The organism is Paenarthrobacter sp. NPDC091711, from assembly GCF_044756605.1.
GTDB lineage: Bacteria > Actinomycetota > Actinomycetes > Actinomycetales > Micrococcaceae > Arthrobacter.
On record NZ_JBIVTF010000001.1, the window covers coordinates 537164 to 549149 of the forward strand.

Annotated in this window: 13 protein-coding genes; 10 read left to right on the top strand and 3 right to left on the bottom strand. The window is 63.6% G+C overall.

Annotated features, from left to right (window positions below):
- Window positions 1-8 precede the first annotated feature (8 nt).
- Window positions 9-554, top strand: a complete 546-nt coding sequence (locus ACIQH5_RS02455; protein ID WP_400399965.1) for a DUF3090 domain-containing protein — start codon at window positions 9-11, stop codon at window positions 552-554.
- Window positions 554-1321, top strand: a complete 768-nt coding sequence (locus ACIQH5_RS02460) for an SCO1664 family protein (RefSeq protein ID WP_400399967.1) — start codon at window positions 554-556, stop codon at window positions 1319-1321. The genes ACIQH5_RS02455 and ACIQH5_RS02460 overlap by 1 nt, the downstream gene beginning before the upstream one ends.
- 97 nt (window positions 1322-1418) lie before the next feature.
- Here ACIQH5_RS02460 and ACIQH5_RS02465 read toward each other — a convergent pair whose 3' ends face one another.
- Together ACIQH5_RS02465 and ACIQH5_RS02470 are read right to left on the bottom strand one after the other, a co-directional pair.
- Window positions 1419-2669, bottom strand: a complete 1251-nt coding sequence (locus ACIQH5_RS02465; RefSeq protein ID WP_400399969.1) for an FAD-dependent oxidoreductase — start codon at window positions 2667-2669, stop codon at window positions 1419-1421.
- A complete protein-coding gene (locus tag ACIQH5_RS02470) occupies window positions 2662-3966 on the bottom strand; it encodes an MFS transporter (RefSeq protein WP_400399971.1) in 1305 nt (434 codons plus the stop codon). The genes ACIQH5_RS02465 and ACIQH5_RS02470 overlap by 8 nt, the downstream gene beginning before the upstream one ends.
- A gap of 48 nt (window positions 3967-4014) precedes the next feature.
- Between ACIQH5_RS02470 and ACIQH5_RS02475 the strand changes: the two genes are divergently transcribed.
- The 5 genes from ACIQH5_RS02475 to ACIQH5_RS02495 all read left to right on the top strand — a co-directional run bounded on the left by ACIQH5_RS02475 (window position 4015) and on the right by ACIQH5_RS02495 (window position 8611).
- Complete coding sequence (locus ACIQH5_RS02475; protein ID WP_400399973.1) at window positions 4015-4854, top strand: IclR family transcriptional regulator; 840 nt, start codon at window positions 4015-4017, stop codon at window positions 4852-4854.
- Window positions 4855-5044: 190 nt separating this feature from the next.
- Window positions 5045-6196, top strand: a complete 1152-nt coding sequence (locus tag ACIQH5_RS02480) for a cupin domain-containing protein (RefSeq protein WP_400399975.1) — start codon at window positions 5045-5047, stop codon at window positions 6194-6196.
- Window positions 6193-7017 (top strand): fumarylacetoacetate hydrolase family protein, encoded by an 825-nt coding sequence (locus ACIQH5_RS02485; protein ID WP_400399977.1) that lies wholly within the window; start codon window positions 6193-6195, stop codon window positions 7015-7017. The genes ACIQH5_RS02480 and ACIQH5_RS02485 overlap by 4 nt, the downstream gene beginning before the upstream one ends.
- Entirely contained in the window at window positions 7017-7781 is a 765-nt protein-coding gene (locus ACIQH5_RS02490; protein WP_400399979.1) for a maleylpyruvate isomerase family mycothiol-dependent enzyme, read from the top strand. Before ACIQH5_RS02485 ends, ACIQH5_RS02490 begins: the two co-directional genes overlap by 1 nt.
- Window positions 7782-7882: 101 nt before the next feature.
- Window positions 7883-8611 (top strand): hypothetical protein, encoded by a 729-nt coding sequence (locus ACIQH5_RS02495; RefSeq protein WP_400399981.1) that lies wholly within the window; start codon window positions 7883-7885, stop codon window positions 8609-8611.
- Between the two features lie 24 nt (window positions 8612-8635).
- Here ACIQH5_RS02495 and ACIQH5_RS02500 read toward each other — a convergent pair whose 3' ends face one another.
- Window positions 8636-8974: a DUF1801 domain-containing protein gene (locus tag ACIQH5_RS02500; protein WP_400399983.1), complete on the bottom strand. Its 339-nt coding sequence runs from the start codon at window positions 8972-8974 to the stop codon at window positions 8636-8638.
- Between the two features lie 179 nt (window positions 8975-9153).
- Here ACIQH5_RS02500 and ACIQH5_RS02505 point away from each other — a divergent pair, with 179 nt between their 5' ends.
- The 3 genes from ACIQH5_RS02505 (at window position 9154) to ACIQH5_RS02515 (ending at window position 11795) form a co-directional block, all read left to right on the top strand.
- Window positions 9154-9534, top strand: a complete 381-nt coding sequence (locus ACIQH5_RS02505) for a bleomycin resistance protein (protein ID WP_400399985.1) — start codon at window positions 9154-9156, stop codon at window positions 9532-9534.
- Between the two features lie 105 nt (window positions 9535-9639).
- A complete protein-coding gene (locus ACIQH5_RS02510; protein WP_400399987.1) occupies window positions 9640-10839 on the top strand; it encodes a pyridoxal phosphate-dependent aminotransferase in 1200 nt (399 codons plus the stop codon).
- The gene (locus ACIQH5_RS02515; protein WP_400399989.1) at window positions 10836-11795 is read left to right on the top strand and encodes a 2-hydroxyacid dehydrogenase; all 960 of its coding nucleotides are present in this window, start codon (window positions 10836-10838) and stop codon (window positions 11793-11795) included. Before ACIQH5_RS02510 ends, ACIQH5_RS02515 begins: the two co-directional genes overlap by 4 nt.
- Window positions 11796-11986 lie beyond the last annotated feature (191 nt).

Consider the following 11986-nt stretch of genomic DNA (forward strand, 5'->3'; position numbering starts at 1 on the left):
ATACAGACATGCCTACACGTGTTCACGAGTTTGCCTGGCCTGATCGGGTTGTAGTTGGCACCATTGGCCTTCCGGGGTCGCGCACGTTCTACCTGCAGGTGCGCGCAGGGACTCAGATCGTGAGTATTGCCTTGGAGAAGCAGCAGTCTGCTCTGCTCGCGGAGAAGATTGATGCGATTCTCGACCAGCTCGGCACGGTGGACGGCAACCCGTTCAGTGTGCCCACCAGTACTCCCATCGAGTTGGTGGACAACGATCCCCTTGAGGCCGTTGAAGAGCAGTTCCGCACCGGCGCAATGAGTTTGGGTTGGGATCCCACCACGGCCCAGGTTGTGGTTGAGGCGTACCCCCTCAGCGATGCTGATGACGACGAATTCCTTGATGAGGACCACTCCAACGCGCCCGAAATGCTGCTGGTGCGAATGCCGGTGGGCACCGCCCGCGCCTTCGCCAAGCGCACCCGTGAGATCGTTGGGGCCGGTCGTCCTACATGCCCGCTCTGCGGTTTCCCCATAGACGCCGACGGGCACACCTGCACCCTTCCCGACGCCTGATGCCGGCACCGGACCTACTAACCTCCGAGCTGACGCTGACGGGCCGGATCACCACGGCCTCCAACGCTACATTTCTGGGCAGCATCGGCGACGTACAAGTCGTCTACAAGCCCATAGCAGGCGAAAGCCCGCTGTGGGACTTTCCCCATGGCACGTTGGCACACCGTGAGGTGGCTGCCTATCTGGTCTCGCAGGCCCTCGGCTGGGACATCGTGCCCCGCACCTGGCTGCGCGATGGTCCATTGGGTGAAGGAATGGTGCAGCTCTGGCAGGAGCAAGACCCCGCCCAACACGCCGTGGACCTGGTAGCAACGGACCACGTGCCGGAGGAAGGCTGGAAACACGTTCTCGAAGGACAGGATGAGAACGGACAGATGGTCACCCTGATTCACGAAGACTCGCCGGAACTCAGGCGCATGGCAGTCTTCGACACGGTAGTCAACAATGCCGACCGCAAAGGCAACCATATTCTTGCCATGACGGACGGACACCGGCACGGCGTTGACCACGGGCTGACCTTCCACCATGACCATAAGCTGCGCACGGTGCTCTGGGGATGGCTGGGAGACCCTCTCACCACCGGGGAACGCGAAGGCATTGATCGCGTCATCGAAGGATTGGACGGTGGGCTGGGCCGGGACTTGGCCCACTTGCTCAGTGCCGAAGAAATGGAAGCGCTCGCAACGCGCTGCGCCCGGTTGCGCTCCTCGGGGCGCTTTCCGGCTCCGAGCGGTGAGATCTCGGCAGTTCCCTGGCCGCTTTTCTAGGGACTTGGGAACAGCTGGCCCCCACCGGAAAGTGGCGGCCACCGCCGTCGTGCTTCAAGAAACGCACGACGACGGCAGGCGGCATGAGCGCGTAGCGTCAGGCTGGCAGCTGGCTGGCAACCCGGGGCGCCTCCGGTGCCGGCAATCCCTCCCCGGTTTGACCATAGAGCCAGTCGTTGTACTGAAAGTCGTCATCCTTGCGGCTCTTGAACAGCAGATTGCGCAGAGTCCGGCCCAATCCGGAGACATGCCAGGACTCACCCCAGACGCGAGCGGTGCGCTGGACCCTCGCGGTGCGGGCGGCGCGGGCGGAGTTGAAAGCGGCCAAGGCCTCGTCCCAGCCAGCGGGGTTGATGCCGTCGGTTGTAAAGACGGTGCCCGCGGTGACGTCCTGCAGCACGGCCGCGTCCTCCAGGGCCTGGCAAGCGCCTTGCGCGAGGTACTGGAGCATGGGGTGGGCGGCATCGCCCATGAGGACCATGCGCCCGGCAACCCAATTCTCAATTGGATCGCGGTCATACATGGGCCAGCGGATCCCGGTGGCGAGGTTCGCAAGCGCCGACTGCACCGGCGGGATGCAATCCTTGTAGGCGGCCTGCAGCTCGTCCACTCCCCCGTATTGCTCTTCCCCGCGCTCAAAGGACGGAGATTTGAATACAGCCACAGTGTTCAGCAACTCACCCTTGCGGAGAGGGTACTGCACCAGGTGGCAGTCCGGGCCCAGATAGACCACAACGTCTTCGAGGTCCGTGGCAGGGGTTTCCGATGTGATGGGAACGGTTCCCCGGTACGCAACGTACGCAGAGGAAACGGGTTCATCTGAGGCCACCAGCGGGCGAAGCGTGGACTTCAGGCCGTCGGCGCCAATGACTACGTCCGCTTCATAGTCCACTCCGGCTTCTGTGTGCACTATTCCCCGGCCGTTCACGGTTTCCACACCGTTCACCATGACATCATTGATCAGCTTCACCCCGGCAGCTTCACATCCCTCAAGGAGCACACGGTGCAAGTCGCTGCGGTGAATCACCACGTAAGGAGCGCCGTAGCGTTCGGCGAACTCCCCGCCGAGCGACTGACGCGTAAGCTCTTCGCCGGTGATGGCATCGCGGAACACCAGGTGCTTGGGCTGGACACCGATGTCGAGTGCTTTCTCCAGGAGCCCCCATCTCTTCAAAATGCGCGAGGCATTCGGTGCCATCTGCAGGCCGGCACCCACCTCCCCGAACTCGGGCGCCCGCTCTACCAGCGTGACGTTGGCGCCGTTTTCGCGGAGGGCCAAAGCTCCGGCGAGGCCGGCCATGCCACCTCCCACAACCAGAACGTCAGTGGAATCAGGGTATTCAGACATTGTTTGCTCCTTGGGAGATTTTGGTGGTGATTTTGACTGCGACGCCGGCCAGCAGCAAAGCTGCGATTGCGGCCGCTCCAGCGAACGCGAGGAAGTTGGAGTTGACGCCCAACCCGGCCGCCAGCAACAAGCCACCCACCTGGGGTGCTATGACGGCTCCGATGCGGCCAGTGCCCAGCGCCCATCCGAGGGCGGTCCCCCGCAAATGGTCGGGGTAGTGGCTGGCGACGGCAGCGATGATGAGGCACTGCGTGCCGTGGGTTCCGACGCCGGCAAGCACCAGGGCGAGATAGACAACACTGACGGGCGGACTGACCAGGAGAACGGCAAGCCCGACGGCGGCGACGGCGGCTGCCGCTATCGCCGTCGGAATCGGACCGAAACGCGTGCCCGCCCAGGCGGTAATGACCGATCCAGCAACGGCACCAAGGTTCAGGGCGAGTGCGAAGGTCAGCGCCGATCCCAGGTTGTAGCCCGCCAGCTGCATCAGGTTGGGCAACCATGTGCCCAGGCCATACCAAGCGAACAGGGTGGCTATGGTGGCCAGGGCAAAAAGGATGCTGATGCCCAGGTAGGGCGCGCGGAGCAGGCTGCGGAAACCTGCGGAGTTCTTGGACTGACCACCCGTCATGGACCCTGGCGTCAGGGTTTCCGGAATGTACTTCAAGCCCAGCGGCACCACAATGACCAAAGCCAGCACGGCCACCAGGAACATGGCCTGCCATCCGAAGGCGGGAATGAGCGGGATGCCCACCAGCGCGGCGAGGGATCCACCGATGGGGACCCCGGACATCATGAGCGTGGCAATGGTGGACCGCCATTTGCCGGGGACCAGTTCGGCCACCAAGGCGTTGGCCGATGGCACAAGCCCGCCTAGTCCTATGCCGGCCAGCAGGCGAAAGGCGCCAAACACGGCCGCATTGGGCGCGAACGCGCAGAGGATGGTGAAGATCGAGAAGACCACCGCGCATCCGAGGATGGTCTTACGCCTTCCCAAGGAGTCGGCCATGCGGCCGGCGAAGAGTGCTCCGATCATCATGCCGAGGAACGCCATGGAACCGATGGTCCCGGCCGTGGCCTTGGTCAGGCCCCAGCCGGTTTCAGAAATCAGGGAAGCCTGGACGGTGCCGTACACAATGAGGTCGTAACCGTCGAAGACCACCAGCAGCCAGCACACCAGCACGGCGAGTGCCGAGCGTTTGGAGAACCGCGGAGAGCTGGTGCCAGCGGGAACTTCAGCGGTGCCGGTTCGGGAAGATGACCCTTGCGACGCTGCAGCGGGAAGTGTGTGATTCATCCCACCACTGTCAGATGAACAGCACTCGAGGGGCCATATAATTCTGTTGTGCAGAACAGCTCAGCATCACAACCAAGCCGAAAACCAGACTCAACCCGGAAACCAGCGCAGAAGCGGCCCACGTATTCCATCGAAGCCGTGGACAACGCCTTGCAGCTCCTCCAACTCCTCCGCGACGGCGGAGCGCTCCGCCTCAAGGACGCGGCGGCAGAGCTTGGCGTCGCGCCCTCTACCGCGCACCGACTTCTGGCGATGCTGGTGTACCGGGGCTTTGCCGTGCAGGACGAGAACCGCCGATACGTTCCGGGCCCTGCGATGGGAGTTGGCCCGGCCGGACTGAGCTGGACGCGGCAACTGCGCGACCTCGCCCAACCCCATATGGAACTCTTGTCCTCGCGTCTGGATGAGACGGTCAACCTGATGGTCCGGGTAGGTACCAAAGTCCGCTTCCTCGCCACCGTGGAGGGCAGCAACGTACTGCGGATCGGCGACCGGCAGGGGACTGTCATGCGGGCCGATAAGACGTCCGGCGGCAAAGCCATGCTGGCCGAACTCGAGCCCGGCATGATCGAGCAACTATTCCGGGGCCACAATGCGGAGATCGGCGGTGACACCATCCTGGCCTCTGACTACCCGGCCTTTCTGCGCGAGCTGGACAGCATCCGGGGCAACGGATTCGCGGCCAACTTCGAGGGTACTGAGGAGGGCGTCAGCGCACTCGGGATGGCGCTCCACAACCGGCAAGGGCAGGTGGTCGGCGCACTCAGTGTCGCCACCCCAGCCACGCGCTTCCGTAAAGTGTTCGACGCCGGTTTGGTGGCTGCCTTGCGTGCAACCTGCCGCCAACTGGAAGTGGACATCGCGGCCAACCCGGCCGAAGGAGCCTAGGTGGCCTCACAACGCACCACCTCCGCGTTGCCAGGCCCGCTCTGCGCCCCATTCACGCATCTTTCCGCGCATAGCGGACCCCGCAATGATCCTACAATTCTGCACAGCAGAAACTTCTCTGACTCCCGGCGGGCCATCCATAGGGTCGAACTACGCCAAAAACTGTTCGCACCCTATCGAGGAGGCCCCCGTGTCCATCAGCGCCGAGAACCCAACGCATGAATCTGTGGCCGCCGCGCATGTTGTGCCGGAGCCCACTGCGGAGGAAGCTGCCCAGTTGGAGCAGCTGTATAAGGATTTCGCTGCCGGGAACATGGTGCCGTTGTGGACGGAGATCGGTGACTTGATGCCGATGGTCCCCACGCCGAAGGCCGTGGCGCATGTGTGGCGTTGGAATGACTTGTATCCTTTGGCTGCCCGGGCGGGGGATCTGGTTCCCGTGGGCCGCGGTGGAGAACGCCGCGCCATAGCCCTCGCCAACCCGGGCCTGGCCGGCACCCCGTATGCGACCCCGACGTTGTGGGCCGCCATCCAGTACCTTGGACCCCGTGAGGTTGCTCCGGAGCACCGGCATTCCCAGAACGCGTTCCGTTTCGTCGTCGAGGGCGAGGGCGTCTGGACTGTAGTGAACGGGGATCCGGTGGCGATGCGCCGCGGTGATTTCCTGCTCACCCCGGGCTGGAACTTCCACGGCCACCACAATGACACCGATCAGCCGATGGCGTGGATCGACGGGCTGGACATCCCGTTCGTGCACTATGCCGATGCCGGGTTCTTCGAGTTCGGCACCGAACGCGTCACCGATGAAGCGACCCCGGACATTTCCCGTTCCGAACGGCTCTGGGCCCACCCCGGCCTCCGCCCACTGTCCGGTCTCGATGACACCACCAACTCGCCCATCGCCGCGTACCGCTGGGAACACACCGACGCAGCCCTCCGCGAACAGCTGTTGCTGGAGGACGAGGGCCACCCGGCCACCGTTTCCCAAGGCCACGCCGCCATCCGGTACTCGAACCCGACCACCGGCGGGGACGTCATGCCCACCATCCGGGCCGAGTTCCACCGCCTCCGCGCCGGAGCCTCCACCGAGCCGCTCCGCGAGGTTGGCTCCAGTGTCTGGCAGGTCTTCGAAGGCACCGGCACCGTCGTCCTGAATGGCGAGACCAAGGCCCTGGCCAAGGGTGACCTGTTCGTGGTCCCGTCCTGGCAGGAATGGTCCCTGACCGCGGACGCGAACGCTGTTACACCAACAGAGTTTGATCTGTTCCGTTTCAGCGACGCCCCCATCTTTGAACGACTGAACTTCAACCGCAGCTACACCGAAGGACGCAAGAACGCATGAGACTCCTCACCCTCCGCACTCCCGCTGGAACGAAAGCCGTCCGTCAGGACGGCGAGACCCTGACAGAGATCCCCGGGTACGCCGACGTCGGCGCGCTGCTGGCCGACCCCGCCTGGGAAACCACCGCGAAGGCGGCCAACGGCGCAACGCACGCGCTCGACGGCGCCGACCTCGCCGCCGTCGTTCCCGCACCCGGGAAGATCATCTGCGTGGGTCACAACTACCGCAACCACATCAAGGAAATGGGCAGGGAAATCCCCGAGTACCCCACCTTGTTCGCCAAATACCAGGAATCGTTGATCGGCCCGAACGATGACCTTGCCCTGCCGCAGGAATCGGACACGGTGGACTGGGAAGCCGAACTTGCTGTGATCATCGGCAAGAAAGGCCGCCGCATCGCCGAAGCCGACGCCGCCGATCATATTGCCGGGTACGCGGTCCTGAACGATGTGTCCATGCGCGACTACCAGTTCCGCACCATCCAGTGGCTCCAGGGCAAGACGTGGGAGAACTCCACCCCGTTCGGCCCGGCCCTGGTCACCCGCGACGAATTCACTGTTGGCCCGCTCATGACCTCCGCCGTGGACGGGGAAATCCAGCAGTCCACCCCCACCGGCGACCTCGTCTTCACCCCCGAGTTCCTGGTCTCCTACATCTCCACCATCATCACCCTGAACCCCGGTGACGTGATCGCCACCGGCACCCCCGGCGGCGTGGGCCACGCCCAGGACCCCAAACGGTACCTGCAGGAAGGCCAGCTCCTGGTCACCACCATCGAGGGCTTGGGCCAGCTGACCAACCGCGTGGTCAAGGAAGCCTGATGGCAGCCCGCCACGACCTCGCCACCGATCCGGGCCTGCAGGAGAACCTCCTGCAGGCCCGGCGGGGCACCGCGTTCTTCGCCCGTAAACTCAACGAACTCACCGACGCCCAGCTCGACGGCGGCACCCTCCTTCCGGACTGGACCCGCCGCCACGTCATCGCGCACGTCGGATACAACGCCCGCGCGATCGCCCGCCTGGTTGAATGGGCTGCCACCGGGGTGGAGACACCCATGTATCCCTCCCCCGAGGCACGGAACCACGAAATCGACTTCGGAGCGACCCTCTCACCCATCGCGTTGCGGAACCTGTTCGACCACTCCGCCGTGCACCTGTCCGTCGAATGGCGCGACCTCCCCGATGCGAACTGGGCCAACGAAGTCCGCACCGCCCAAGGCAGAACCGTCCCGGCCTCAGAAACAGTGTGGATGCGCACCCGCGAAGTCTGGGTCCATGCCGTGGACCTGGACAACGGAGCCACCTTCAACGACATCCCAGCCCCGGTCCTCGAACGACTCCTGGGCGACATCACCGGCGCGTGGAAAACCCGCAGCACCGACACCGGACTCCTCATCAACGTCACCAACACTGCCGGGAACGGCACCAACCTCACGTTCGGCGACACCAGCACCCCGGACCCAACGACCATCACCGGCCCCCTCCCCGCCGTCGTCGAATGGGCCACCGGCCGCGGAACCAACAACGTCACAGCCGACGGTCCCCTCGCGAACGGGACCACGCCATCTGCCCCACCATGGATCTAGCTGCCACGACGGGTCCGTAACTGAAATTTGAAGGTTGCCACACCGGAGGTTTGCCGTACGCTTTGCAGAGTTGCTGCTCTCCTACGCGTGAGGATGACGCCATGTCAGGCGAGATTACCGTTCCCCTGCTGCCTTGCCGGTCCATCGACGAGATCGCGGATTTCTACCAGATGCTCGGCTTTGAGCGGACTTACTGGCAGACCAAGCCCTACCCCTGCGTTGGCCTCCGCCGCGAAGACTTCCAGCTGCAATTCTTCGGGCTGGACGGCTTCGACCCGGAGGCGTCGTACGGGTCATGTGTGGTCCTGGTGGAAGACACCATGGCGCTTTACGAAGCCTTCGCCGCTGGCATGCGTGCGGTGCACGGCAAGGTGCTGGTCACCGGCATCCCGCGAATGACCAGGCCACGCAAGCGGAAGAACAGCGGCAACGCTACAGGCTTCTCTGTCGTGGACCCCGGCGGCAACTGGATCCGCATCTTCCACAACACTGATGCGGCGGACACTGACACCGACGAACCTTCAAGCCAGCTTGCGAAAGCAACTCGGAACGCGGTGGTGCTGGGCGACTCCAAGGGCGACACCCGGCAGGCCGCACGGATCCTGGGCAGCGCACTGAACAAACACCGCGGCTCGGCTCCGGTCACCGAGCTGGTGGAAGCACTGGTCTATGCCGCCGAGCTCGCGATGCGGCTCGGCGAGCAGGCGCAGGCCGGCGAACTGCTGGCGGAGGTCGCAGCCATCAAGCTCACCGGCGAGCAGCGGGAGAGCCTCAGCGAAGCACTGGCGAACGCAGCCGATCTGGAGCAGGCACGGACCGTCGGGAACTGACTACAATCCCTCCGCCGGGCCGCGTTAGGAGACCGCCTTCTCGACGAGTCCGCGAATCGTGGCCTCCGTCGCTTCATCCAGCGAGGTTATGGTCCATGCGACCGGGTGCATGTGTGCGCCCTCCTCCTGCGCGGGATTCACAACTTCACCAAAGCCAAATACCAAGTACTCCTTGTCCGGCTTGATGTAGCAAACATCCTGGCCGTCCTTTACATAGAAGGGCAGTCCCCACCGTACGATCGGCTCCAACGAGGGCGCGCTCTCCCGGATAATGCTGTGCAGGCGCTCCCCGATGGCCCCGTAGGGTGCGGGTGCTCCCCGTAGTTTGGCCAGAACAGCCTCATCACCCTTCTTAGTGAACATCCGGTTCACGCCTCCTTCATGTGATTGTCAGTGAATTGCGGCTCCCTGACTTACCGCCCGGGCCACCAATGTCGTCGGCGACGAGCGCCGGTGCTAGCCTACGACGCCGGGGAATGGTAGTCGAGGCGAAAATTCGGCGCAGCACGTTGCCAGCCCAGGGCGTATGTCACCATTGGTCCATGTCCCCTGCCCGTGAGCACGACCTCGCTGTCCCAAATCTCCCCTCCCGGGACTTCGACGCGACCGAACTGTTCTACGGTGCCTTCGGTTTTGTATGCCAGTTCCGCGACCAAGGTTGGATGATCCTGACCCGGGCCGGATTGCAACTTGAGTTCTTTCCATTTCCGGACCTTGATCCGTACTCGAGCAACTTCATGTGCTGCCTGCGTGTGGCCGATGTCGATGAGCTGTACGACGCCATACTCCGGACCGGCGTGCCGGTGACCACCGCCGGTATGCCACGCCTCCACCCGGTCCGTAGGCAAACGTGGGGTCTTCGTGCCGGATACCTCATAGACCCCGACGGTACCCAGCTCGCCCTGATCGAACAGCGGCCCTGAACAACTCCCCCGGGTCGCAAGCCGTCATGTTTCAGACGCCTTTGATATATTAGTTATGTATTAGATGTCTACGAATGACTCTTAACTCAACGAGGAGTACAAAGCATGCAGCAACTCGCGCATCGACTCGAACGGCTCGGCACCGAAACTGCCTTTAGCGTCGCCCAAGCTGCGGCGGCCTGGAAGGCCAAGGGGAACCTGGTTTACCCTTTCCACCTGGGTGACATCAACATCCCCACTGCCCCACATATCGTCGAAGCCATGACCAAGGCAATCGCCGACGGTTACACGGGCTACTGCCCCGGTCCGGGCATCCCACAGTTGCGCGAAGCACTCGCAGAGGACATCGGCTCACGCCGTGGCATCAGCCTCTCCCCGGATAACGTGGTGGTCATGACTGGCGGGAAGCCCGTCATCACGAAGTTCCTCCAGGCGGTCATGAATCCTGGGCAGGAGGTGCTGTACCCGAATCCCGGATTCCCGATCTACGAATCGCAGATCGAATACCTTGGAGGCACAGCCGTACCGTACCGCTACCTCCCCACAAGCCAGGGCTTTTCGATCGACCTTGATCAGGTGCGCGCTTCCATCACCCCGAATACCGTTGCGATCATTTACAACGACCTGCAGAACCCCATCTCCGCGGAGTCAACCGCGGCCGAGCGCGAGGCTGTCGCTCAGCTCGCCCAGGAGCACAATCTCTGGGTTCTCTCCGACGAGGCCTACTTCGAGACCCGCTACGAAGGAGTCTCCAGCTCGATCGCCTCGATTCCTGGCATGGCAGAACGTACCGTCATCCTCTACACGTTCAGCAAGAAGTTCGCTATGACCGGCTCGCGGCTCGGCTGTGCGGTTGCGCCTCTCGAGATCGCCAAGGTGCTCAGCACACTCAACACGAACGACGAGTCCTGCACCACCCACTACGTGCAGTGGGCAGGCATCGAAGCGCTCCGCGGAACCCAAGAACCAGTGCAGCAGATGCTGGACGTTCTGCGTGAACGCCGGGATGCTGCCTGCGAGTTAGTGAATTCCGTCCCTGGAATGCACGTCGCTGTGCCCCAATCCACCTTCTACCTGTTCCCCGACGTCACCGACGTCATGGACAAAATGGGCTACACGGCAGTCGGTGACTTCGCGAGCGACGCACTCTACAAGACCGGCGTCTCCTTCTGCACCCGCGAGCACTTCGGCCGACGCCAACCCGGCGAGGAACGGCAATACATCCGGCTCGCCTACTCAGGCATCGACGTCGCGGACATCCGCGAAGGCCTCGGCCGCCTCCGCGAATGGATCGTGACCGCATGACCCGCGTCGTCGTCACGGGACGCATCCCCGACGCTGCCATTGAAAAGCTCCGCGCAGAACACGAAGTAGATGCCTGGAGTGGCCCGGAGTCCATTGGGCGCGACGAACTCCTGCGCCGGGTCGCCGGGGCCGACGCGATCGTGTCCCTGCTCACCGAACGCGTTGATCCTGAATTGCTCGACGCCGCCGGCCCGCAGCTCAAAGTCGTGGCGAACGTGGCTGTGGGATATGACAACATTGATGTCCCCGCCTGTGTGGAACGCGGTGTCGTCGCCACCAACACTCCCGGCGTGCTCACCGACGCCACAGCCGATATCGCCTTCGGCCTCATCCTCATGGCCACCCGACGGCTCGCCGAGGGAGAACGACTCATCCGATCCGGCCAGGCTTGGAAGTGGGGCATGTTCTTCCTCCTCGGCTCCAGCCTGCAAGGCAAGACACTGGGCGTCGTCGGCATGGGCGGCATCGGCCAGGCAACGGCTCGTAGGGCCAAAGCGTTCGGTATGGAGATCGTGTACCAGTCCCGCAGCGAGCTGGATCCCACGATCGCCGCCGAGCTGGACGCCCGGCGCGTGGACCTCGACGAGTTGCTGGCAGTTTCCGACGTCGTGTCACTGCATTGCCCCTACGGTCCCGCCACTCATCACTTGATCGGAGCCGAACAACTCGCAACGATGAAGAGCTCGGCATTCCTCGTCAACACCGCACGCGGACCCATCGTGGACGAAGACGCACTTGCGACAGCACTCCGGGATGGTGTGATCGCTGGAGCAGGACTGGACGTTTATGAGCACGAACCTCGCGTGCACCCGGGACTGCTGGACTTGGACAATGTTGCGCTGCTGCCCCACCTCGGCTCGGCCACCGTGGAGACCCGCACCGCCATGGCCATGCTCGCAGCCGACAACGCCCTCGCAGTGCTCAGCGGGGAACAACCGCCGGCACCGATCGCTTAGGCGTGATCTGAGGCGTGGGGGTGCACTACTCGACGACGGTGGTGAAGTCGCCGTCGTCGAGGCACCTCTTCGCCGAGGCCGTGCCGTACGGCACCTGGTGCCATGCCGATACCCTCGTGGTGTCGAAGAAGTATTCTTGTGGCGTTGGTTCCTTGTCATCACAGCTCGTAAGGCACTTGGAAACATCACTA